The sequence below is a fragment of the Synechococcus sp. Nb3U1 genome (assembly GCF_021533835.1).
Taxonomy (GTDB): domain Bacteria; phylum Cyanobacteriota; class Cyanobacteriia; order Thermostichales; family Thermostichaceae; genus Thermostichus.
Map to the genome: position 1 here is coordinate 822,597 of NZ_JAKFYQ010000001.1, position 22,210 is coordinate 844,806.

21 protein-coding genes are annotated in these 22,210 nt (G+C 56.7%); 9 read left to right on the plus strand and 12 right to left on the minus strand.

Annotation, left to right across the window (positions count from 1 at the left end):
• Positions 1–120: 120 nt before the first annotated feature.
• Entirely contained in the window at positions 121–315 is a 195-nt protein-coding gene (locus L1047_RS03765; protein WP_235277457.1) for a hypothetical protein, read from the minus strand.
• A gap of 242 nt (positions 316–557) precedes the next feature.
• Between L1047_RS03765 and L1047_RS03770 the strand changes: the two genes are divergently transcribed.
• A complete protein-coding gene (locus L1047_RS03770; RefSeq protein ID WP_235277459.1) occupies positions 558–1,136 on the plus strand; it encodes a DoxX family protein in 579 nt (192 codons plus the stop codon).
• A gap of 96 nt (positions 1,137–1,232) precedes the next feature.
• On the opposite strand, the gene L1047_RS03775 is transcribed toward L1047_RS03770, so the two are convergent.
• The 3 genes from L1047_RS03775 to L1047_RS03785 are packed head-to-tail and all read right to left on the minus strand — an operon-like array spanning position 1,233 to position 5,333.
• Positions 1,233–3,389 (minus strand): RNA degradosome polyphosphate kinase, encoded by a 2,157-nt coding sequence (locus tag L1047_RS03775; RefSeq protein WP_235277461.1) that lies wholly within the window; start codon positions 3,387–3,389, stop codon positions 1,233–1,235.
• A gap of 58 nt (positions 3,390–3,447) precedes the next feature.
• Positions 3,448–4,425, minus strand: coding sequence for a branched-chain amino acid ABC transporter permease (locus L1047_RS03780; RefSeq protein ID WP_235277462.1), 978 nt, complete (start codon positions 4,423–4,425; stop codon positions 3,448–3,450).
• The gene (locus L1047_RS03785; RefSeq protein WP_235277463.1) at positions 4,425–5,333 is read right to left on the minus strand and encodes a branched-chain amino acid ABC transporter permease; all 909 of its coding nucleotides are present in this window, start codon (positions 5,331–5,333) and stop codon (positions 4,425–4,427) included. The genes L1047_RS03780 and L1047_RS03785 overlap by 1 nt, the downstream gene beginning before the upstream one ends.
• A 164-nt stretch (positions 5,334–5,497) precedes the next feature.
• Between L1047_RS03785 and lptC the strand changes: the two genes are divergently transcribed.
• Together lptC and L1047_RS03795 are read left to right on the plus strand one after the other, a co-directional pair.
• Positions 5,498–6,481, plus strand: coding sequence for an LPS export ABC transporter periplasmic protein LptC (lptC, locus tag L1047_RS03790; RefSeq protein ID WP_235277464.1), 984 nt, complete (start codon positions 5,498–5,500; stop codon positions 6,479–6,481).
• Between the two features lie 68 nt (positions 6,482–6,549).
• On the plus strand, positions 6,550–8,250 hold the full coding sequence (locus L1047_RS03795; RefSeq protein ID WP_235277465.1) for a sulfatase: 1,701 nt from the start codon (positions 6,550–6,552) through the stop codon (positions 8,248–8,250).
• Positions 8,251–8,270: 20 nt separating this feature from the next.
• Here the strand turns inward: L1047_RS03795 and L1047_RS03800 are convergent, their stop codons facing one another.
• The 3 genes from L1047_RS03800 to L1047_RS16725 form a co-directional block, all read right to left on the minus strand.
• Positions 8,271–8,756: a DUF3531 family protein gene (locus tag L1047_RS03800; protein WP_235277466.1), complete on the minus strand. Its 486-nt coding sequence runs from the start codon at positions 8,754–8,756 to the stop codon at positions 8,271–8,273.
• Between the two features lie 63 nt (positions 8,757–8,819).
• Complete coding sequence (locus L1047_RS03805) at positions 8,820–9,884, minus strand: potassium channel family protein (RefSeq protein WP_235277468.1); 1,065 nt, start codon at positions 9,882–9,884, stop codon at positions 8,820–8,822.
• 246 nt (positions 9,885–10,130) lie between these two features.
• The gene (locus L1047_RS16725) at positions 10,131–10,313 is read right to left on the minus strand and encodes a transposase (protein ID WP_443081702.1); all 183 of its coding nucleotides are present in this window, start codon (positions 10,311–10,313) and stop codon (positions 10,131–10,133) included.
• A gap of 275 nt (positions 10,314–10,588) precedes the next feature.
• Here L1047_RS16725 and L1047_RS03810 point away from each other — a divergent pair, with 275 nt between their 5' ends.
• Complete coding sequence (locus L1047_RS03810) at positions 10,589–10,900, plus strand: hypothetical protein (RefSeq protein WP_235277469.1); 312 nt, start codon at positions 10,589–10,591, stop codon at positions 10,898–10,900.
• Here the strand turns inward: L1047_RS03810 and L1047_RS03815 are convergent.
• Positions 10,876–11,034: a hypothetical protein gene (locus L1047_RS03815; protein WP_235277470.1), complete on the minus strand. Its 159-nt coding sequence runs from the start codon at positions 11,032–11,034 to the stop codon at positions 10,876–10,878. The genes L1047_RS03810 and L1047_RS03815 overlap by 25 nt on opposite strands.
• A gap of 172 nt (positions 11,035–11,206) precedes the next feature.
• Between L1047_RS03815 and nagZ the strand changes: the two genes are divergently transcribed.
• A complete protein-coding gene (nagZ, locus tag L1047_RS03820; RefSeq protein ID WP_235277471.1) occupies positions 11,207–12,751 on the plus strand; it encodes a beta-N-acetylhexosaminidase in 1,545 nt (514 codons plus the stop codon).
• 30 nt (positions 12,752–12,781) lie between these two features.
• Here the strand turns inward: nagZ and fabD are convergent, their stop codons facing one another.
• The 4 genes from fabD to hmpF form a co-directional block, all read right to left on the minus strand.
• Positions 12,782–13,669, minus strand: a complete 888-nt coding sequence (gene fabD / locus L1047_RS03825; protein ID WP_235277472.1) for an ACP S-malonyltransferase — start codon at positions 13,667–13,669, stop codon at positions 12,782–12,784.
• Positions 13,670–13,673: 4 nt separating this feature from the next.
• On the minus strand, positions 13,674–14,720 hold the full coding sequence (locus L1047_RS03830; RefSeq protein WP_235277473.1) for a beta-ketoacyl-ACP synthase III: 1,047 nt from the start codon (positions 14,718–14,720) through the stop codon (positions 13,674–13,676).
• A 5-nt stretch (positions 14,721–14,725) separates the two neighbouring features.
• Entirely contained in the window at positions 14,726–15,808 is a 1,083-nt protein-coding gene (gene plsX / locus L1047_RS03835; RefSeq protein WP_235278853.1) for a phosphate acyltransferase PlsX, read from the minus strand.
• Between the two features lie 230 nt (positions 15,809–16,038).
• Positions 16,039–17,784 (minus strand): pilus motility taxis protein HmpF, encoded by a 1,746-nt coding sequence (gene hmpF / locus L1047_RS03840; protein ID WP_235277474.1) that lies wholly within the window; start codon positions 17,782–17,784, stop codon positions 16,039–16,041.
• A gap of 380 nt (positions 17,785–18,164) precedes the next feature.
• Here hmpF and trpC point away from each other — a divergent pair, with 380 nt between their 5' ends.
• The 4 genes from trpC (at position 18,165) to L1047_RS03860 (ending at position 22,115) form a co-directional block, all read left to right on the plus strand.
• The gene (gene trpC, locus L1047_RS03845; RefSeq protein WP_235278854.1) at positions 18,165–19,064 is read left to right on the plus strand and encodes an indole-3-glycerol phosphate synthase TrpC; all 900 of its coding nucleotides are present in this window, start codon (positions 18,165–18,167) and stop codon (positions 19,062–19,064) included.
• 37 nt (positions 19,065–19,101) lie between these two features.
• Positions 19,102–19,329 carry a DUF5340 domain-containing protein gene (locus tag L1047_RS03850; protein WP_235277476.1) on the plus strand — a complete coding sequence of 76 codons (228 nt, stop codon included), beginning with the start codon at positions 19,102–19,104 and terminating at the stop codon, positions 19,327–19,329.
• Positions 19,330–19,518: 189 nt separating this feature from the next.
• On the plus strand, positions 19,519–19,713 hold the full coding sequence (locus L1047_RS03855) for a heavy-metal-associated domain-containing protein (protein WP_235277477.1): 195 nt from the start codon (positions 19,519–19,521) through the stop codon (positions 19,711–19,713).
• Positions 19,714–19,823: 110 nt separating this feature from the next.
• Entirely contained in the window at positions 19,824–22,115 is a 2,292-nt protein-coding gene (locus L1047_RS03860) for a heavy metal translocating P-type ATPase (protein WP_328286024.1), read from the plus strand.
• Positions 22,116–22,210 lie beyond the last annotated feature (95 nt).

The following is a 22,210-nucleotide window of genomic DNA, read 5'->3' on the forward strand; positions in this document are numbered from 1 at the left end:
TGATTTAACGAGTCCAGCCTGAGAAGGGTTTGAGTGCAAACTGTGGGTGGGTGAAGAGTTTGCTGAAAAGGGACTCAGTCAAGATCCAGTTTGAACTCAGGTTGTGCTCTGCTCTGGGCATCAATTTTTCTTGGAGCTGCGCGCCTCCTGAACCAACTGATGCAGAGTAGATTCATTTGGCCCAGAGTTTTGAGACTTCCACTCACTGCTAGTGGTGCTGGAGCTGTTGCTGGCCTGGCCATAGGCTTGAGCAAACCCTGGATTGGCCAGCAAGAGGGTGGCCAGAGCGGCCAGAGCAAGGAAAGGCTTAGACATGAGGATCGATCTCCGTAAATTCTGGTTGGTGTTTGTCAAAGCCAGAGGGTAGAAGCTGTGTTTCATTCCAACCCTGTCTGGCTTCTATAGGGAGTACGGCGGTCGTTCGCTTTGGATGGGTGATTTGCATCACACCAGGGGGTTGGCGAATGGGATCCCGTGGGAGAACAGGCCATTGAGCTTGTTACAGAAATTTAGAATCGTTACAATAGTTGATATCTTTGCATTGCAGGTTTCATCTCATGGCACTCATTCAGCAGTTTCCGGTGCTGCTTGCTTCGGCTTTGCGCCACGACAGCGTTGCCCCGCGCTGGTCTCAACTTGGTTGGGCCGTTTTGCGGGTGGTGGCAGGGTTATTCATGATTCACAACGGTCTTGACAAATTGGCGGATATCGAAGGCTTTGCAGTGGCCTATGTGGAAGTGATCGGGCTGCCTTTCCCGATCTTTTTTGCCTATGTGGCCGCCTTCACCGAGTTGATCGCGGCTCCGATGGTGGCCTTGGGGTTGTTCACCCGCGTGGCAGCCTTGGGGTTGTTTAGCACCATGGCTGTGGCCATGTTTCACCACATCAAGCTAGCAGGCTTTAGCGTTCCGTATCTGGAGCTATCGGCCATTTACGCAGCGATCTTCTTGGCCTTTGCCGTGAACGGCGGGGGAGTGTTCTCCTTGGATCAGCTTTTGGTGAATGGGATCGAAGCAGGTTTGAATCGTTCCAGCCGAGAAAAGCTGGTGAGTTTGCAATCCTCCTTGGAAGCCACCGAGCGGGTGATTGCCTTGGGGGAAGAAGAAGCTGAAGCCGCCAAGGCTGCTCAATCCTGAACCCTATCTTGGGGTTTGACTGTTCTGAGGGATCCGCTCTGGTTTGGGCAGGATCCCTTTTTTGATCCTTAGAAACTTGATCCTTCGAAAAGGTTCTTAGATGCGGCTGGCCGACCGATCCATGAGGCGCTGGTGGGTAGAGCGCACCTCTTCTCCCGCTTGTGGTTGCCGCTGAATGTAGGTGCCATCTGGGCGCAGTTCCCAAGCTTGCCGGTTGTCACTCAAGCAGATTTCCAAAATGGCCTTTAACTCCTGCTGCAACAAGGGATCCTGTACGGGGGTAACCACCTCGACACGCCGATCCAAGTTGCGGGTCATGTAGTCGGCACTGCCCATCCAGTATTCTTCTTGGCCATCGTTGTGAAAATAAAAAATGCGGGAGTGCTCTAGGAAGCGTCCGATGATACTGATCACCCGGATACGCTCGCTTAGGCCCGGGATCCCCGGCTTGAGGCAACACATCCCCCGCACGATCAAGTCGATCTCCACACCCGCTTGGCTAGCTTCGTAGAGCACCTGGATCATCTGGGGATCCACCAGCGAGTTCACCTTGACGATGATACGAGCGGTTTTGCCCTCCTGGGCATGGCGGATCTCCCGGCGGATCAGAGCTTCCATCCCTTGTCGTAGGGTTCTGGGGGCCACCAAGAGCTTACGAAATTGCCGTTGCCGCGAGTAGCCCGTCAGCAGATTAAATAACTCGGTGACATCATTGCCCAGGGTTTCATCACAGGTGAACAGGCCCAAATCGGTGTAGATGCGGGCGGTCTTGGAGTTGTAGTTGCCGGTGCCGATGTGCAGATATCGCCGCAGGGATCCCCTCTCCTGACGCACCACCAAGGCCAATTTGCAATGGATCTTCAGCCCCGGCAGGCCATAGGCCACATGCACCCCGGCTTTTTCCAGCTTTTTGGCCCAGAGAATGTTGTTTTCTTCGTCGAAGCGGGCTTTGAGCTCCACCAGTGCCGCCACCTGTTTGCCATTTTCGGCGGCCTGAATCAGGGCCCCCACCACCGGGGAATCGCCGGACGTGCGGTAGAGGGTTTGTTTGATGGTCAGCACCTGCGGATCATTGGCGGCCTCTTCTAGAAAGCGCTCTACGCTCGTACTAAACGAGTCGTAGGGGTGATGCACCAGCAGATCCCCCTTCCGGATGATGGAGAAGATATCCACCGGCTCATCACTCACCGAAGCGGTACGCAAACGAATCGGGCTAACTGCACCCCAAGGGGGATCCTTCAAATCGGGACGATCCAGACCCATAAAGGCCATTAGACCTCCCATATTCAAAAGCCCATCCACCTCATACACCGAGTAGCTGTCAAGGCGCATCTCTTCGCTCAACCGTTGCCGGATCGCCGCCGGGGTATGACTGGCGATCTCCATCCGCACCACCGAGCCAAAGCGACGTTTGCGCAGTTCCTCCTGAATGGCGGAGAGCAGATCGTCGGCTTCATCCTCTTGGATCTCCAGGTCAGCATCGCGGGTAATGCGGAAGGGGTAGTATTCCAGCACCTCCATGCCGACAAACAACGACTCCAAATTATGGGCGATCACCTGCTCTAGCGGCACAAAGCTCAACCCATCCCCCAAGGGCACAAAGCGGGGCAAGGTGTTGGGCACCTTAACACGGGCAAAATGTTCCTTACCGGTTTCTGGATCCCGCACCACCACCGCCAGGCTGAGGCTAAGGTTGGAAATATAGGGGAAAGGATGGCCCGGATCCACCGCCAAAGGCGTCAGCACCGGAAACAAACGGCTCTCGAAATAGTCCCGCAGCTCCTGCCGTTCCGACTCCGCCAGATCAGAAAAATCGCGGATGTGAATGCCCTGTTCCGCCAGCTTGGGCAGCAGATCCCGCCGGAAACAATCGTGCAACTTTTGAATCAGGGGTCGTAGGTGCTGGGAGATCTGCCGCAATTGCTGCTGCGGGGTGAGGCCATCAGGGGTTAAGGCCAATACCCCCGTCTCCAACTGACGGCGAATCACCGCCACCCGCACCATGAAAAACTCATCCAGGTTGGTCTCGAAAATGGCCAAAAATTTCAGCCGCTCCAGCAGCGGCGTGCGCTCATCCAGAGCCTCGTGCAAAACCCGGGCGTTGAATTCAATCCAACTCAGCTCACGGTTGAAATACTGATCCGGCAGGGCATAGCCCTCCTTGATTGGGGTAGCTGGGATCCCTGGATGGCCAGCGGCAACCTCTGGGTTTAAGTCCAACGACGGGTCAGTGTCCGTGGGATGCGAGGGCATAGTGGAGAAGGGTTAGGTTGTCTGGAACACATCAACAACTATTGGAACCGCCCCAATCCTACCCTGCCGGATCTCGGTTGGGGGAGGTACCATGCCTCCGGCCCGCTGACGCGAACAGAATCGGCTTGGGCGGGCGTTCTGGCAATAGCCCTTGGGAGCGCGTCAGAAGAATTACCTGTAGGAGGATGCCGATGAGCAAGATGCGCAGTGGGCCTGCCCGCGTTGTCCATTGGGCGGGCAATCGGTTGGTCAACAGTTCACTGCCCGACCATACCCCCCAGATCACCAGTGCCCCCAGCAAGGCACCGCGATTGTTGCCACTGCCCCCGGCGATCAACATCACCCAAACGATGAAGGTGGCAAACTCCGGCTGAAAGGCTTCTGGGCTGATGAAATTGACAAAATGGGCGTAAAGCGCCCCCGCCAACCCCATGATCATGGATCCCAGCACAAACGCCTGCAGACGAAACTTCAACACACTTTTGCCCGCTGCCATCGCTGCCGGTTCATCCTCCCGAATCGCCCGCAACACCCGCCCCCAAGGGGAGCGATAGGCCCGTTCGCTGCCCCAGTACACCAACAGCAATACCAGCAGCACCAACCCCAGGTAGAGCAAGGTATCTTGCCCCGGGATCCAACCGCGAAAGGGACGGGGAATACGAGTAATGCCGCGTACGCCATTGGTAAGCCAGCCCTCATTTTTCAGGATTTGGCTGATGATCTCGGCAATACCAATGGTGGCAATGGCCAGATAGTCGGAGCGCAACTTCAGGGTGATCAGGCCAATCAAAAAGGCGATGGATCCGGCTGCCGCCACAGCCATTAAAAATCCCACCCAAAAGGGCATGCCGAACCCACCCAAATGCTCGCTGGTTACAGGAGTGGTAACGATGGCACTGGCATAGGCCCCCACCGCAAAAAAAGCGCCCACCCCAATGTTGAACATGCCGGCATAGCCCCACTGCAAATTCAGGCCCAGCACCAGCACGCCGTAGATCCCGACCAAAATCAAAAAGAAAATGCCATAGCTCAGCATCAGGCCCGTCCTCCAAACAATCCAGTAGGCCGAATGATCAGCATCACCACCAAAATGGCAAAGGCTACTGCCGTTTTGTAAGCCGGGCTAATCACCAAAGTCGAGAGTTCCTCCGCCACACCAATCACCAAGCCGCCTGCAATTGCCCCATAAGGACGACCAATTCCCCCCAAAATTGCCGCCGCGAAGATTGGCAACAGCAGCCGCCAGCCCATCGTCGGGTGCAGACGGGTATCCAGGCCCAGAAACATGCCCGCCGCACAGGCCAACACAGCCCCAATTGCCCAAGTCCAAAGGATGATGCTTTCGGTATCAATGCCGGTGACCTTGGCCAGATCAAAATTGTCCGCCATGGCCCGCATCGCTTTGCCCACCCGGGTTCGTTGCAAGAAGAAATGCAGCGCCACCACCAGCAGGATGGCCCCCAGCAAGATCGCCGCCCAGTCGGGCTTAATGCGTAGCCCCCAGAACTGCCAGGGCAGCTGAATACCACTGCGATACACTTGGTTGTTGGGGCCCCAAAGGATCTGCACCAGGCTGCGCAAAATGAGGGCGGTACCAAAGGAGGAGATGAGCAAAATCACCGGGGCTTCCCGGCGTAAACGTCGATAGATCAACTGGTCAATGACAACAGCACAGAGTGCCGTAGCCAGAGCAGCCGGGATCCAACTCACCCCAATCGGCCAACCCAAAGACACAAAGCTAAAGACGAAGTAGGCCCCCAAAGTCATCAGATCCCCATGGGCAAAATTGGCAAAGCGCAAAATGCCAAAGGTAAGGGAAACTCCGATTGCCCCCAAGGCATAAATGCTGCCCAAGACGAGGCCATAGATGAGAAGTTGCAACAGTTGGGTCACGCTAATGCCGCAGATAAAGACTTTGCACTGATGATGCCACGGGTTCGGCAAGAGCGGGGATCCGACTGCGGGAGGAACTGAGGCGAAAATCGGCAACCTATCAAGTGTTGGTGGAGGAAAGTGAACACTGTGAACATTGAGGGATCCCTTGCTCTCCCTCCAGAGGATAGGGTAGCGATGAGGGATGAAGCTCCTGAGGGAGCCAGGGAGGTTAAATGCAGCCAACACCGTTCCGTATCGTGGGTTCGCTTGGGGTTGTGGCCTTGGTGGGTGTACTCATAGGGTGTGGTGGGCCAGAATCTCCACCCCCAGAGGAGTCCAGTGCCCCGGATCCCGTTTCCACACCGCAACTGATCTACGAAGACATCACCCTCACAGAGGCCAAACCCGACGGCGGGATCCTATGGCGGTTGGAGGCTCGGCTGGCGGAATACGAAGCGAATGGGGAAACCGACACTGACACTCAGGTGCGCTTGGGATCCGCTCATCTGCAGTCGATCCAAGGGGAATTTTTTGACGAAGACAACCGCGCTATCCGAACCCGTGCCGAACGGGGATCCGTCTACCCAAGCGAACGCCGGCTGGAATTGACGGGCCAAGTGCAGGTGGAATCGGAACGGGATAACCTGCGCCTGCAAGCGGAACAGGTGGAATGGCTGCCGGAGAACCGCCTTCTACGGGCCAATGGGCAAGTCCAGATTGAGCTGCTCGATCAACAGGGATCTCTGCGGGGGGATCGGCTGGTGATCGACTTTGGCCAAGATCAGATGCAACTGGAGAACCTCGACCCTGAGCAGCCCGTCCAAGCTAACTATCAGGATCCCGCTCTGGAACTGGCAGCCACCCGCTTCCTTTGGCGGATCGCCGCTGGAGAAGTGCAGGCCCTTGGATCAGTAAGGGTATACGCTCCCGAACAAGCCTTACGCCTTAGCGGTGAGCAGTTACGTACTCAGGTTCCCTTTACAGAGCTGCGCCTGTCGGAGCATGTGAAGGGACTGGCCGAACAAACAGGACAAGAACTGGCAGCCGACGAGATCCGCTGGCGCATCGGTTCCACTCAGTTGCAAGCCACAGGCAACGTCCGCTACCGACAGCCTGGCCAAACCCTGACTGTGAGCGGCAACGAAGCCCTCCTCGACTGGCAAACCAACACCGCCCAGGTGCGGGGCAACAGCCAAACCCAATTCACGGTGCCTTGAAGATGCCATAACGGGAAGGTCAGCCGGAGGCTAGGCAGGATACCCTAAGAAAAGTTTTGGGTGAGTGCGTGGTGAATCTTCAAGAAATGGCCAATGCTGGCTCTGGAGAGCGTCCAAATATTTTATTGATCGTTTTGGATACGCAGCGGGCGGATCGGCTTTCTTGTTATTGGTCGGAAGCAGAGCGAGCCAAACGAGCCCATACCAGCCCCAATTTGGATCGACTGGCCTCGGAGTCCACCCTGTTTGAACGGGCCATTGCCCCCGCCCAGTGGACAATCCCCTCCCATGCCTCAATGTTTACAGGGGAGTATCCCAGCACCCATCAGACGATCCAGGCGGATATTGAGCTGAGTCCCTCCTTTCCGACCTTGGCAGAACTGTTGAAATTCAGCGGCTACACAACCGTGGGCTTTTGCAACAACCCGCTGGTGGGGATCCTAAAAAATGGCCTCAGGCGCGGGTTTGAAACCTTCTACAACTATGGCGGTGCCCTGCCCACCCGCCCTGCCGAAGGCAATCCGCTACCGCAGCCCTTGAATCGGCTGATCGCCGCCTATACCCAGTTTTGGCGCAAACTTTCCTACCCCGTTCAAAATGCCTTTGCCCGCTCCGATAAGCTGTTTCAGTTGGCGCTGCAGCCCTGGTTGGTGCCCATCTGGACCCGCTTGATGAACTTCAAGGGCAATACCGCTGCCTCGATTGCAGATTTGAATCGGTATTTGCAGCAGATGGCCCGCCGCCAGTCGGATCCCCGCTCAGCCAACCAGCCCTTCTTTTGCTTCGTCAATTTGATGGAGCCGCACCTGCCCTACTGGCCGCCAGAGCCGTTTGTGCAAAAGTTTGCCCCCTATTTCAAGAGCAACCGCGAGGCGCGCGACTTTTTGCGCCAGTACAATGGGCAACCCTATCGCTGGATGGCGCCGCTGCCAGAACCCCTCTCGCCCTTGCAGGCGCAGGTACTCAGCGATATCTACGATGCAGAGGTGGCCTATCAAGATCATCTGCTGGGATCCGTTTTTGAAACCCTACGCAATACTGGCCTAGAGCGCAATACGCTGGTGGCGGTGGTGGCGGATCATGGGGAGGGCTTGGGAGAACATGAGTTTGTCGGCCATGCCTTTGTGGTTTACGAGGAGCTGATCCGGGTGCCCCTGCTGTTGCGCTACCCCGGCCATCTTCCCGCTGGTGAGCGCATTTCCACCCCTGTTTCCACCCGCAGACTGTTTCATACCCTCCTGGAAGCTGCTGGCTTTAGCCCCAGCCTTTCTCTCGGCAAAAACCGCGCCCCCCGGGTCAGCCTCAAGGTTCGCCGCGAGATCGCTCGCCTCAGTTTGGCCCGCACCCTTGCTGGGGAGGATCCCGAGCAGGGCACGGTGCTCAGCGAAGCCTTCCCGCCCCACATCTTGATCCGCGCCATGGAAAACCGGGATGACCGGCTGTTGCAGGAGCGAGCCTGTTACGACACCCGCCGCGCCCTCTACGAAGGGGTAACCAAGCTGATCCAAACAGGGGAGACCCCCAGCCTCTACGACTTGGCCCAAGATCCGGCGGAACTGCGAGATTTGCTCCTCAACTGGGATCCGCCGCCAGACCCAAACGTTTTGGAACCTTCCCCGCAAACCTGGCTGGCTCGACTGCGGCGAGGGCTAAGACAGTGGGTGGACTGGGCGGAATCCCGCCGGCCTAGCACGGCCCCTCGCAAGGTGGATGTGGAAAGCGATGCCGAGCTAGTACGGCGGATGCAGGAGTTGGGCTATCTGGAGTAGGCAGGGATCCCTTCTATGGGCTATTCCAGCTCCCCTTCTTCCCCGAAGTGATCTTGGGCATATCCATTGTGCTCGTAGCGATCGGCTTCTTCTAGGTCGACGGTGGGCCAGTCCTCATTTTGACCGCCGATGATCACCCGGGTCAGGTTGATATATTCCAGGCTGAGGGTGCGCAAGGCATTAATTAACACATCCAGTGCCAAGGCATCGGCGGTGCCCAGATCAAACCAGCAACGGGCCCAGTTCTCCTGTTCCTCCAGGGATCCCATGTTGTGCATCAGAGAGGGTAGGGGATCCGATTCGGTGGGGTAGTCTAGGTAGCTCAGCTCCACCTCCGACTCTTGGGCCACCAAAAACTCAGCATTAAAGCCCCCCAACTTGCCCAGCACATACCAAGACTCCAAGACTTCGTTGAGATACTCCAACTCCGCCTTGACGGGCGGCTCGGCAAATTCAAACCAGATCCAAAGATTTGCTGGGTCACATTCCCGAAACTCCACCTGCATGGGTTGTTCCTCTGTTTGGCCTAGCCCTCGATCTTAATCTGCTGCTGCCTATCCGAAAGAAGCCTAACTCTGCGCCCCCCGATATTTCAGTTCCCGTCGCTGGCTGTAACGCTGCACAAACTGGGGAATGTCATCCCGATATCCCAACACCACCACCCGATCTCCCGCTTGCAACACCAGCTCCCGTGGAGGATGAGAAATGGCCGTTCCATCCGCCCGCCGCACCGCCACGATCAAAAAGGTTTGTTTGCCCCGCACCTCTAGTTGGCCGATCGTTTGCCCCGCCAAGGTAGAACTGGTGCTGATTTCTAGATCCAGCAGTTGCATCTCGATTTCCGCCAGTTGCTCGTTGAGAAGCCCGCGGGAGAATTTCTCCTCCAGCAAGTCTACGGCTGCCGGATGGGTGATCATATGGGCGATACGCAGCCCCCCTATGGTTGCGGGCAGAACCACTTGGTCGGCACCCGCTTGGAGCAACTTCTTTTCGGTGGTCGTGTACTCGCCGCGAGCGATGATTGTTAACTTGGGGTTGAGGCCACGCCCCGTCAGGGTAATAAACACATTGGCCGCATCGTTACGCAGCACAGTGGCTAGAGCCTTGGCCCGTTGGATCCCCACCGCCTGTAAGACCTCTTCTTCCGTCGCATCCCCCAGACGCACCCAGTAACCCAAAGATTCCGCCAAAGTCACCCGTTCTGGGTTGGAATCGATGACCACGAAAGGTTGCCGAGCCTGGGCCAGTTCTCGACACAGCACCTGGCCGATGCGGCCAAACCCACAGATGATCACATGTTCCTTGAGGGTATCGATGCCACGGCTCATGCGTCTGGCTCCCAATGCCTGTTGAATTTCCCCCTCGGTGATCAGCTGCACAAACCCGCCCACCGCGTATACAGAAGCCGAGGTGCCCGCTACAATCACCAAAATCGTGAAAACCTTAAGGGCAGGAGAATCGAGGGGCCGTACCTCTCCATAGCCCACCCCAAAGATGGTGATCACCACCATGTAAACCGCATCCAGCAGTGCCCACCCGGCCAGGTAATAGCCCAGCACGGCGCAGCACAGCGTTAATCCCAACAAAGAAAGGCCGATGACGATCCGCTGCAGGGATCCAGTTCGCGAACGCAAGTGCTCCTTTGGGCCGTAGGGATCCCGTCCCTAGCCGATTTCATTACAGCCAAGGTGAAGCCCAGTTATTTGTAGCTTTTGATGCGGTTTTTTATTTCATAGGCTTACATATTCTCCCTGGATGCCTAGAGGGTCGATGTCACCCACAACCATTGCCACGAGCAAAACCCACGACTACCTCAGTCGGGCCTACTGGAACGGCATCATCAAGATGAGCTTGTCTGAGAAACTGTTGGTAAGCATCAGTTAAGCAAGTTTCGAGTTTCTCGTTCGATGATTATTTGTTAACCTTCGTCGCATCGACCGAATCATGACCACGTAAATTATACCTTCATGATTTTCAGGCAAGGTTTCATAGTCTCGTGTCAGTGCTGGCGCATTCTCAAGCCATGTCCAAGTTCGCTCCACAATCCATCGCTTCGATTCCACTTGAAATCCTTCTGTTTCAGTTGAACCTTGGCTCAACTCAACCTCAACGGATCGATTGGGGGTGGCAAAAAAGCTCGGAGATCCACTTCTCGTCCCTTGCCCACAGGCTTTTCGGGAGGTAAAAGCAGTTTAATCCGGGCCATTCCTCATCCGTCAGGTCACTGTCATTGTATGATTGATTCATCCTCTGAAGTCAGTTTGATAAAGCTTGATAAAGCTCTTCTGGTATCGCCCATTTACCACCTAATGTGACTCTAATGTGACTCCTGCTTCATATGCATTTACAAACAGCTTCTGAAGCTTGGAAAGTTTATGTCTGTTATGTCTGTTATGTCTGTCGGTTTCAGAACACAGCTCAATCCTCAAGACAAAGAGACGAAGAGGAACTGCGCAAGCGTAACGAAGCCTTTGTGGGCTTAATGCACACCAAGTTGTGGTGTGGGGTGACGGGGGGATCTCGCGCAGATCGGCCTGCTCCCGTTTTTCAAGAGCTTCAGCAAGCCAAGGCCCAATATCCTCACTGGGTTTTCCCAGCCTTGAATCAGGGATCCCTGCGGCGGGTTCATCCAGTTGAGGAAGCCACATAGCCCGTCATTCCTGTCGCCAAACCCGCTGCCCCTGCCTGCAACAGGGATCCTCCCGCCCCAAGGCCGCCAATAGCCACCGTAACTCCGACCAACGCGGCAAAGGCTGTGATCCAAAGCTGGTGCAGGGGTAACATTGTCAGCCCACAACATGAGAGGATTTGTTCTGATTTTATCAGCCGTTTTGGTGTGGGTTTTGGAGTGCCCATGTCATGTGACATGTCATGTGAGATATGGGAAGAAGTTCTTTGTAACTCCCCATTCCCAACTTAAGCTACCCTTGGCATCGAAGAAAAAAGGATCCTGATTTTGGCTGGTTCAACCCATTTTGGCGAAATTGACCTCAGCACCTGGAGCCTTGAGGAAAAAGTCGGGCAACTGTTTCTGGTTTACTTTGAAGGGCCAGAACTCTCTCCTGCCCTAGAGGAGATGATCCAGGACTATCACGTGGGCGGTTTGATCTTCTACTCCATTGCTGGAAATATCCAAACTCTGTCCCAACTAGCCCAGTTAACCGCGTCTGTCCAAGCCCAAAGTCGGATCCCATTGTGGATGGGTATCGACCAAGAGGGTGGCCCGGTCGTCCGCATAACCGAAGGGGTGACGGTATTTCCCAGCGCCATGGCAGTGGCGGCGGCGGGATCCCTGGCAGATGCCAGAGCAATGGCCCAAGTCGTGGGGGTAGAACTCAAAAGCCTGGGATTTAATCTCAACTTCGCACCAGTGGTCGATGTGAACAGCAACCCCCACAACCCGATCATCGGTATCCGCGCCTTTGGCTCTGACCCAAACCAGGTGGCAGATTACGGTCTGGCGATGTTGTGTGGGTATCAACAAGCCGGGATCCTCTGCACCCCGAAACATTTTCCCGGCCACGGGGATACCCACATCGATTCGCATTTGGGGTTGCCGCGGGTGGATCGTCCCCTAGCTGAGCTGCAAGCCACGGAAATCTACCCTTTTCAAACCCTGATCAAGGCGGGGGCAGAAGCGATCATGACGGCGCATGTGGTGATGCCTGCGTTGGGCTCCGATCAACCTGCCACCCTTGCCCCAGAGGTCTTGTCCGGCTGGCTGCGAAACAAGTTGGGGTTTCAGGGGCTAATCTGCACTGATTCCCTGACGATGGGGGCGATTGCCCAAACCTATGGGATCCCGGAAGCGGCAGAACTGGCCTTCAAGGCTGGGGCCGATATGCTTTTGTTTGGAGCGGATCGCGGGTTTACGCCAGTGGTGCAAAAAGACGCCTATGCCCACTTGTTGCAGGGGTTCCGCAGCGGACGTTTGTCGGTGGAGCAACTGGATCAATCGCTGCAGCGGATCTTGAGCTTGAAACAGCGCTACCGATTGGGATCCCCACCTGGGGCCGAAACCGTCCATCCTGCCGCCAGTCCCAGCCACCAGGCTCTCGCCCAGCGCATCGCCCAGGCCAGTATCGCCCTCCTCAAGGGATCCCTGCCCCCTTTAGCCCCTGATCTGTTGCTGATCACCCCTGTTCCTCTGTTGGGGGATCTGCTCCAAAAGGCCTTACCCAGCGCTCAAGTCCTCCAGATCAGCCCAGAGCCTACTCCTGAGGATTGGCAAACAACCCTGGCAAGGGCAGCAAGGGCTGACCAAGTGGTGGTGGGATCCCTGGATCTCTTTCGTCACCCGGCTCAGAAAGAGTTACTCGTGGAGTTACTGGGCGCTCTTATCCCGGAACAGGTAATCGGCCTAGCGTTGGGATCCCCAGATGATCCATCCGCGCTGCCGCAGATCCCGGTTTACCTGGCTTGCTATGGCACAACCCCCGTTTCTCTACAGGCTTTGATCGAGGTTTTGTTGGGTCGGATCCGGACTCGGGGGCGCGTGTGAGTCGGGATCCCCCTCTCGACTGAGGAGACATTACAGGCCTAAAGCACTGAAGTTTTGCCGCTCCAGCGCAGGTATTGTTCGCTTCACCAAGCCTGTCAACACGTTCCCTGGGCCAATTTCCCACACCTGTTGGATGCCATCGGCGGCCATTTGCAGAACGGTTTCTCGCCAACGCACCGGGGCGGTCATTTGCACCAAAAGAGCTTGTTTGAGTACCTGCGGATCCCGGCTGGCGGTAGCAGTACAGTTGCTGTAAACCGGCACCCGTGGGGGCTGAAAGGCTATGGGCTCTAAGGTTTGGGCAAATTCATCAGCAGCAGCTTGCATAAACCGCGAGTGAAAAGCGCCACTCACTTTCAAAGGCACCGCTCGTTTGGCCTGCAGTTGCCCACAGACCGCTTGCACAGCCTCAACTTGGCCGGTGATCACCACCTGATCCGGGCTGTTGTCGTTAGCAATAGCCACATCGGGAATGATCTCGCAGAGGTATTCTAACTTGGCCCGGTCAAACCCGATCACCGCCGCCATGCCCCCTGTGTGCGCTCGATCCCCTTGATCCTCTTCTCCTGCTGCATCCATCAACCGGCCCCGCAGCGCCACCAGCCGCAACCCGGTCTCAAAATCAAACACCCCTGCGGCATACAGGGCGCTGTATTCTCCCAAGCTGTGTCCTGCGGTGCAGGCGGGGGCTTTGCCCTGAGCGTAGCAATAATCCGTCAGCAGGGCGGAAACCGTAAACAAGGCTGGTTGGGTATAGCGAGTTTGTTGGATCTGCTCCTCCGACAGCCCTAACGGATCCCATCCCAACAGATCGTAGGCCAAGGCCAATTTTGAGGCGGCCCCTTCCCAATCCCGCAAGTCCTTTCCCATGCCGACCGCTTGGGATCCCTGGCCGGGATAAATCCAGGCAATGGTCATCAATCTATTTCCCCCAACGAAACACAATGGATCCCCAGGTGAGGCCGGCTCCAAAACCCACCATCACCCCCAGATCCCCGGGGCCAAAGCGCCCTTTCTCGATCCAGTCCGCCAAAGCAATCGGTACTGAGGCCCCAGAGGTATTGCCGTAGCGCTCCAGCACGCTGGCCACCCGCTCCGGATCCACCTCAAGGCGTTTGGCAATGGCATCGAGAATGCGTTGATTGGCCTGGTGAACGAAATACCCCTGCACTGCTTCTGCTGAGATCCCCGCCCGGAACAGGGATTTTTCGATGATCTCCGGCACCGCATTGACGGCAAACTTGTAAACCTCTCGACCATTCATGGTGATGGGGCGACAGCGGTATTGCCCCACTTCAAGGGATCCCACGAGGGGACGGGCCTCGGTTTCCATGCCCAAGCTGAGCAGCTCGCTGCCGGTACCATCGCTGCGCAACTCAATGCTCAAAATACCTTGTTGTACCTGTGGCATGCTGGCGCGAGTACCAACCTCCGACCGGCCTGCAGTATCCGCCTCCAAAACGACTGCCCCGGCTCCATCCCCAAACAACACACAGGTGGTGCGATCCGTCCAATCCACCGTGCGCGAGAGCACATCCGCCGCCACCACCAAGGCCCGACGATACAGCCCGGTTTGCAAAAATTGGGTTGCCGTAGCCACTGCAAACACAAACCCTGTGCAAGCCGCTGTCAGATCAAACGCCACCGCCCGCGTCGCTCCCAAAGCCGCTTGCACTTGAGGGGCAGAGCCGAAGCGATCGGCACTGGTGGAGGTGGCCAACAGAATCAAGTCCAGCTCTTGCGGATGCACCTGCGCCTGAGCAAGGGCTTGAGTGGCTGCCTGAGAGGCCAAATCTACCACGCTCAACTGGGGCGGGAGAATGCGTCGTTCCCGAATGCCCGTGCGGGGCCAAATCCATTCATCCGAGGTTTCGACGATCTGGCTCAAATCGTCGTTGTGCAGACAGGGATTCGGCAGGGCGGCACCAATCCCCACCAACCGCACCGTCGGGAGGCTATCGCTGGGCATTGGCTCTATCCTTCCACCCGATCCAATGGTCGAAAGGGCAACACTTCGTGGCTAAGGTCGGAGGGCTGAGCCTCACTGCTCTCGACAGGCCGAGAACTCAGCCTTGAATTGGATTTTGGGTCTGTGTCGTCTGCCATCTCTGTCTGTAGCCGTTCCAAGACTTTCTGCTCAGCCGCCTCTTTGGCCAGCCGAATCGCGTGATAGACCATCGCTTCTTTGGAGCTGCCATGGGTGATCACACAAATACCGTTTACCCCCAACAGCAAAGCGCCGCCATATTCCACATAGTCGATGCGCCGTTTCACCTGTCTGAGGTTGGGTTTGAGCAGCCAGGTACCGATCTTGCCCCGCCAACCTCGCGGTAGCTCCTCCCGCAACACCTGCGTGATCACCTGGCCGACGCTTTCGGCAAATTTGAGCAGGGCATTGCCCACAAACCCATCACAGACGACAACATCAAACTCCCCTGTCAGCACATCCCGCCCCTCGGCATTACCGCTGAAGCGGATCCCTTTGAGTTCCGCAAGGCGTTGGTGGGTGGTTACCGACAAATCGTTCCCCTTGTTGGGTTCTTCGCCGATGTTGAGCAGGCCGACGTGCGGGTGATCGATGCCCATCACACACTGGCAATAAAGGGATCCCATGCGGGCAAATTGTTCCAAAAAGCGGGGCCGACAATCCACATTCGCCCCCACATCCAACAGCAGAACTGGCTTGCCTTTCAGGGTGGGCAACAGAGCGCCAATGGCGGGACGATCGATCCCCGCTAACCGCCCCAACCCCAGATGAGCCGCGGCCATGGCCGCGCCTGTGTTCCCGGCTGCCACCACCGCATCCGCCCGTTTGGCCCGCACCTGCTGCATCGAGACATTGATGGAAGCCTTGGGTTTTTTTCGCACCATCAGGGGTTCTTCCGCCATACCCACATCGTCTTCGGCGGGCACGATCGTGATCCCAGACGGCAAGGGCTGTGGCAAGAAAGGCTGAAGAGATTCGGGACGACCGACTAGCGCGATCTCAACCTGAAGCTGTCGATGGGCCAACAGGGCACCCTTGATGATCTCTTCGGGAGCGTAGTCACCCCCCATCGCATCAACCGCAATTCGCACAAGCTGACCTCACACTGGAATACCCCTGGCAGCCCCAAATGACTCTTAAGTTTCCTCACCCTGACCAATTTGGGCCTTGATGACCGCAAAGTACTACCCAGTGAGCCAGGAGCCGGCTCAACAAATTTTACCAGATTTGCCCTCCCTCTTGAGGCCGCGGATCGACGCAGAGATCGGAGGCGATTCTAACCGGAAGGGATCCGATCCGATTACGCCTGAGTGAGGGTGGCCAGCAAGGATTGCACCTGTTCCACATGGGCGCGTGCGGTGGAAGTTTCTTGTTGGTGTTGCCCCAAGTCTGTTTCCAGTTGGGCCAGTTGTGTCCCCAAATCCGCCCACAGATCCCGCTCGGAGTAGAGGCTGGCCTGCAGATGGTTTAATCGCCCCCAGGTTTCCGCCAGCGCCTGGGTGCGTGCCCGCAGGGATCCCTCCTCTTCTTCCAGTTGTCGCCACTGTTGCTCCAGATCTTGCCGTTGGCGGGCTAGAGTCTCCTGTTGAGGCTGTAGAGAAGATTCCATTTGCTGAATGAGCGTTTGCAAACGGTTCTGTTCCTGCAGGAGGGCTTTTTTCTGGCTGTCGATCTGTCCCAAAATGGGCCCAATATCGACGGTAGTCAGGACAGGGGCGGCAGTGGGCTGGCCTTGCAGTTGGCTGAGGCGAGCCTCTTGGCGAACAAGCTCTTCGTATTCTCGCTGTAGGTTTTTCTCTTGGGGCAACAGGGCTTCTTCTAAGGCTCCACAGGCAGACTGGGCGTAGTCGATATCCATTTCAATATCGAACTGCTCATCGGGAGAGGCCGTCGCTAAGCGTTCTTGCAACTCCCGGAGGGCTTGCCGGTTTTGCTCCAACTCAGCCCGCTGTTGGTTCACCTGGGCAGAGCGCTGTTCGTAATCCCGCCGCAGTTGGGTGACCAAAGTTGTTAATTCCTCCAGGGAGATGGGGAGAGGGGCTGCTCCTGCTGCGCTGTTGTCGGCCCCGCTGGCGGTGATGAAGTCGTATTCTTGTACGAGGCGATAGGCTTGCTGGTAGAGGATCTCCTGCAGTTGCAGGTGCTTGGCTACCTGCTGCAGTTGCTCTTGATAAGCCCGCAGGGCTCCCTGGTGGGCTTGCCACCCAGCTTGAGCTTGATCCCACGCGTGACGGGCTCCCCACCAAGCGGTGCGGCGTTCTTGCCAGGTGCGGTAGTCTCGATCCAACTCGTCCTGCCGGATTTGAGCCTGCTGCCGTTCTTGCTCCAGCTCAGCAATGTGTTGATTGAGGTGCTCCTGGCGCTGCTGAATGTGACCCTTCAAGCCCTGGAGAGGGGCGAAGGGATCCCTGGAGGGCTGTAACCCCTCCTGTAGCTGTTGAATGAGGGCCTGGAGCTGCGCCGCTTCCTCCTCCCCTAGACGGCTAGAACGGGCTTCTTGCAACTGCGCTTCTAGTTCTTGCCGCTGCTGATTGAGGGCCTCCCGTTGCTGCCCGATCAGGCGCTGCTGCTCGGCCAGATGGGCCTGTTGGGTTTCCAGCTCTTCTTTGAGGCTATCCAGGAGTTTGCGCTCCTCCTCCACTCCTTTGTACTGCTCGTATAGCCGCTGGATTTCCTCTTCTTGCCCTTCCAACTCCATTTCGCGGCGGGTGAGCTCCTGCGCCTGAAAGGTGAGGGATTGTTTCCAAACCTCGATTTCTTCCTCTTGGCTACGGGCTTTGTCTTGGACGCGGCTGAAGTTTTGTAAGTAACTCACCACTTGGCGGGCTGCTTCGCTGATGCGAGAAACCTGACGGCTACCCGATATTTCCGCCAGAACCAACGACCCATCCTTAAAGCGGTTCGCATCCTGGGCAATGCGACCCTCGAGGGTAATGGCTTCTTCGTTGACCGCCACCCAGGTATTGTCTTGTTGCTGCTTAGCCAGCAATTGCAGAGACGACTTGGCAAACCCAATTGGCTTGGATAGCTCTGCTATGTACAGCACACCCGGACTCCTTCAAAACAGTAGCGATGATCCAAACCCTGACTTAGCCGAGCTGAACTCCCATCCCGGGAAGTTGGGATGGCGTCTAGGGTGCAGCTAGTCAACCTATCCAGGCTCAACAGCCAATGCCCGCGCTTTGTCCACCCCGGTTTGATCCACATGCTTGGCAACACAGTAGCCAACTTGGCCCCTATCCTAACTTGCAGTCTAACCAGCTTCCGCTCAGATCGTTCACCCCAAGAGCAAGAAAAACCGCTTTCCTGCAACTAGGCTGGCGGGGGGCTGCAGTAACTATTCAAACTGTCACCGAAAAACTAGAGTAGTCTAGGGTGTGGTGTGGAGTTCTGTTGAGGGGTTCTATGGAGCTACGAGATGAAACCCTGACCATCCGTCGTCGTTCTCCTGCTCCAGCGGTGGTGGTGGCCTCCCAGGTCTATCAAACCGCCTCACCTGAGGCCGAGCCCCGCCACATTTTAGAGGAGATTGTCTGGCACAAAGAGCAGGAAGTGGAGCGCCAGCGTCAACAGGTGCCCCTTAAGCAGTTGCAGCAACAGGTGGCCCAAGCTCCTCCCACCCGAGATTTTGTGGCGGCACTCACCCAATCTCTCCATCCGGTTTCCTTAATTGCAGAGGTGAAAAAGGCTTCTCCCAGCCGCGGCGTCCTCCGGGATCCCTTTGATCCGGTGGCAATCGCCCAAAGCTATGTGGCAGGGGGGGCCAGTTGCCTATCGGTACTGACAGATGAGCGGTTTTTTCAGGGCAGTGGCGAGTCTCTGCGGCAAATTCGGGCGGCGGTGGGGATCCCGTTGCTGTGTAAAGAGTTCATTCTCTATCCCTACCAGATCCTCTGGGCCCGCTCGCTGGGAGCAGATGCAGTGCTGTTGATTGCGGCTATCCTCTCGGATGCGGACTTGGGCTATTTTCTGAAGCTGATTGCTCAGTTGGGTATGGCGGCTCTGCTGGAGGTGCATACCCCCCAAGAGTTGCAGCGGGTACTGCGTTTACCCCAGCTGAAGGAGGCCAAGGGGCGGGTGCTGATTGGCATCAATAATCGGGATCTGAGAACCTTTACGGTGGATTTGAACACAACCCACAATTTGTTGGCGGCCTACCGGGATCCCCTCGCAGATCTACCGGTTGTGAGCGAATCTGGCATTCATACTGACGCTGATTTGCAACAGTTGCAGGCTTGGGGGGTACGCTCCGTTTTGGTGGGGGAAGCCTTGGTCAAGCAGCCGGATCCTGGCCAAGCAGCTCGGCACCTATTGGCATCTCACTGAATGGGGATCACATGGATCCCAGGGATCACTCAGACCGATGAAACGCATTCCTGTGCCTGCTCATGTCCACTACGAATTTTTGCTGCGGGTTCTGGAGCGGCAGACTTTTCCGGCAGTCGAAGAACAGGATTTTAACAATCGGGCCCGCATGCAAGAGCTGATCAACTCCCTGCGTAAGGCCCTGACCCAACAGCAGCAACTGGAAGAAGACTGGCGACAACGGGGTTATCAAGTGGATCACCGTTGGAATATGGAAGAACCGTGACCCCTCTTGACTCTCCAGTGGACTGTAAGGTTTAGCATCAAGCCAACTGAGCTATTCCCGCAAGCAGCCCCGCACTCTAGCCGTTAGGGTGTCGGCGTAGCCTGTCGTAGGCATAGCGTCGGGAGGATGTCACTTCTACAACCCTCTTCGGGGGGTAGCACCTTACTCTCAGGAGGTTTTCCAACCAAGATGCAGACTGCGTTGACCGTGCCCAAGCTAGCCTGTTTGGCCTGTGTAGAAACGATTACCCAAGCGGTGCAGCAACTGGATCCACAAGCCCATGTCCAGGCAGATCCCAAAACCAAGCAGGTGGTGATCACCTCCGAGCGCCCTGTGAGTGATTTGCGGCAGGCTCTCATCCAAGTGGGCTATCCCCCGGTATAGCCCATTCGTGGCTGGAAACGGTCTGATCCAAACAGATGCTCTTTCTACAAGTAGCTGCCTTTGTCCTTCTTGGGGGGATGGGTGGCTACCGATTTCATCCAGGTGTTGCCATGTCTGCTCAAAAAGTATCGTCGGGTGCGTTATCGGTCTTTACACCCCCTGGCGAGGGCACTTGGCAGTTGGCCTTGCAGGGCATGAGTTGTGCCTCCTGTGCCCACAGCATCGAACAGGCTCTTACCCAGGTGCCGGGGGTATCCCAGGCATCTGTTAATTTTGCTACGGAGCAGGCCACGGTCAAAGGGGATCCCAAGCTGGTGAATCCACAGGGGTTGATTCGGGCAGTGGAGCAGGCGGGGTATCAGGCGCGGTTGATCCAAGACGACTGGCCGGATCCCACAGATGCAGAGCGGATCGCTCAACGGGCCGCCGAACGAGAATTGCGGCTGAAGGTAGCCATAGGGGTGAGTATCAGTACGGTGTTGGTGATTGGATCCCTACCGATGATGCTGGGGATGGAGATCCCAGGTTTTCCCATGTGGCTGCACAATCCTTGGTTGCAGTTGCTGTTGACGGCCCCGGTGCAGTTTTGGGTGGGCAAGCATTTTTATCGCGGCGCTTGGGCGGCTTGGCAACGGCGTTCGGCGGATATGAATACGTTGGTGGCCTTGGGAACGAGCGCAGCTTTCTTCTATTCTCTTTTCCCGACGGTTTTTCCTCACTATTTCTCTCAACAGGGGCTGCAGCCGGATGTGTATTACGAGGTCTCGGCGGTGGTCACCACTCTGATCCTGGTGGGCAAGTGGATGGAGCAACAGGCCAAAGGGCAAACCTCTGAAGCGATTCGCAAGCTGATGGGGTTGCAACCCAAAACGGCGCGGGTGATTCGCCAAGGTGTGGAGCGGGATATCCCGATTCGGGAGGTGCAGGTGGGGGATCAGATCCGAGTGCGCCCTGGAGAAAAAGTGCCAGTGGATGGGGTCGTTCTAGAGGGATCCTCGGCGGTGGATGAGTCGATGGTAACCGGGGAGAGCTTGCCCATACAGAAGTCTGTAGGAGATGAGGTGATTGGGGCAACGTTGAACCGGACAGGTAGCTTTGTGATGGAGGCCCGCCGGGTAGGTAAAGACACTGTACTGGCCCAGATCGTGCGCTTGGTCCAGGAAGCTCAGGGATCCAAAGCGCCCATTCAACAGTTGGCGGATCAGGTCACGGCTTGGTTTGTCCCGGCGGTGATTGGAGTTGCCATCCTCACTTTTATCCTTTGGTGGGTGCTGGCAAGTAACCCGACCTTGGCCCTGGTGAATACGATTGGCGTGCTGATTATCGCCTGTCCCTGTGCCTTGGGGTTGGCTACCCCCACCTCGATTATGGTGGGTACAGGGCGGGGGGCAGAATTGGGGGTACTGATAAAAAGTGCCAATAGCCTGGAGCTGGCCCATCGTTTGTGCACCGTGGTCTTGGACAAAACCGGTACCCTCACCGAAGGCCGTCCCACCGTCACGGATATCTGGACGAATGGCCCCTCTTCCCTGGCTGTGTTGCGCCTAGCAGCGGCAGTAGAACGGCACTCGGAGCATCCCTTGGCTCAGGCAGTGGTACAAAAAGCTGAAGCAGAGGGGATCACGATCCCTGCAGTTCAGCATTTTCAAGCGATGGTGGGCAATGGGGCGGAAGCCTGGGTGGAGGATCAGAGGATTCGCATCGGTCGGCTAAGTTGGTTGCAGGAGCTGGGGATCCTCTGGGATCCCGCTTGGGCAGAGCAGGTGCAAGCCTGGGAAAGCCAGGGCAAAACCGTGATCGGGGTGACTCAATCGGAAAGTTTGCTGGGGCTATTGGCGATTGCTGACCCACTTAAACCCACCTCCCCTGAAGCCGTGCAACAGCTGCAACAGATGGGCCTGGAGGTGATCATGCTCACGGGCGACAACCCAACGACTGCCGAAGCGATTGCTCAACAGGCAGGGATTCGGCGAGTGATTGCCCAAGTGCGCCCCGATCAAAAGGCAGCTCATATACGCCAATTGCGGCAGCCTCAACACCTTGTGGCGATGGTAGGGGATGGCATCAATGATGCGCCCGCTCTGGCTGAAGCGGATGTGGGCATTGCCATCGGCACAGGTACGGACGTGGCCATAGCCGCCAGCGATATCACCCTGATGTCGGGAGATTTGCGGGGCGTGGTTACCGCCATTCAATTGAGTCGGGCCACCCTCAACAACATTCGGCAAAACCTATTTTTTGCCTTTATCTACAACACCCTTGGGATCCCGATTGCGGCGGGGGTGCTCTACCCCTTCACTGGCTGGCTTCTCAACCCAATTGTGGCGGGAGCAGCCATGGCCTTGAGTTCCGTCTCGGTGGTGACCAATGCTCTGCGGCTGCGGCGGTTTCGACCTCGTTAAGAGTCGAAGACAAAATGGCAAAGAAAAAAGGTAGGTTCATCACCTACCCCAATAGAATCCTCATTCTTAACTTGCAATCATGTTGCAATCATGTT

Coding starts and splice junctions, on each gene's coding strand:
- L1047_RS03810 (WP_235277469.1), top strand. CDS start 10,589: ATGCATTTACAAACAGCTTCTGAAGCTTGGAAAGTTTATGTCTGTTAT.
- L1047_RS03850 (WP_235277476.1), top strand. CDS start 19,102: ATGAAACGCATTCCTGTGCCTGCTCATGTCCACTACGAATTTTTGCTG.
- lptC (WP_235277464.1), top strand. CDS start 5,498: ATGCAGCCAACACCGTTCCGTATCGTGGGTTCGCTTGGGGTTGTGGCC.
- L1047_RS03770 (WP_235277459.1), top strand. CDS start 558: ATGGCACTCATTCAGCAGTTTCCGGTGCTGCTTGCTTCGGCTTTGCGC.
- L1047_RS03780 (WP_235277462.1), bottom strand. CDS start 4,425: ATGCTGAGCTATGGCATTTTCTTTTTGATTTTGGTCGGGATCTACGGC.
- L1047_RS03800 (WP_235277466.1), bottom strand. CDS start 8,756: ATGCAGGTGGAGTTTCGGGAATGTGACCCAGCAAATCTTTGGATCTGG.
- L1047_RS03860 (WP_328286024.1), top strand. CDS start 19,824: ATGTCTGCTCAAAAAGTATCGTCGGGTGCGTTATCGGTCTTTACACCC.
- fabD (WP_235277472.1), bottom strand. CDS start 13,669: ATGACCATTGCCTGGATTTATCCCGGCCAGGGATCCCAAGCGGTCGGC.
- plsX (WP_235278853.1), bottom strand. CDS start 15,808: ATGGGGGGTGACTACGCTCCCGAAGAGATCATCAAGGGTGCCCTGTTG.
- L1047_RS03765 (WP_235277457.1), bottom strand. CDS start 315: ATGTCTAAGCCTTTCCTTGCTCTGGCCGCTCTGGCCACCCTCTTGCTG.
- L1047_RS03815 (WP_235277470.1), bottom strand. CDS start 11,034: ATGTTACCCCTGCACCAGCTTTGGATCACAGCCTTTGCCGCGTTGGTC.
- L1047_RS03775 (WP_235277461.1), bottom strand. CDS start 3,389: ATGCCCTCGCATCCCACGGACACTGACCCGTCGTTGGACTTAAACCCA.
- L1047_RS03855 (WP_235277477.1), top strand. CDS start 19,519: ATGCAGACTGCGTTGACCGTGCCCAAGCTAGCCTGTTTGGCCTGTGTA.
- L1047_RS03830 (WP_235277473.1), bottom strand. CDS start 14,720: ATGCCCAGCGATAGCCTCCCGACGGTGCGGTTGGTGGGGATTGGTGCC.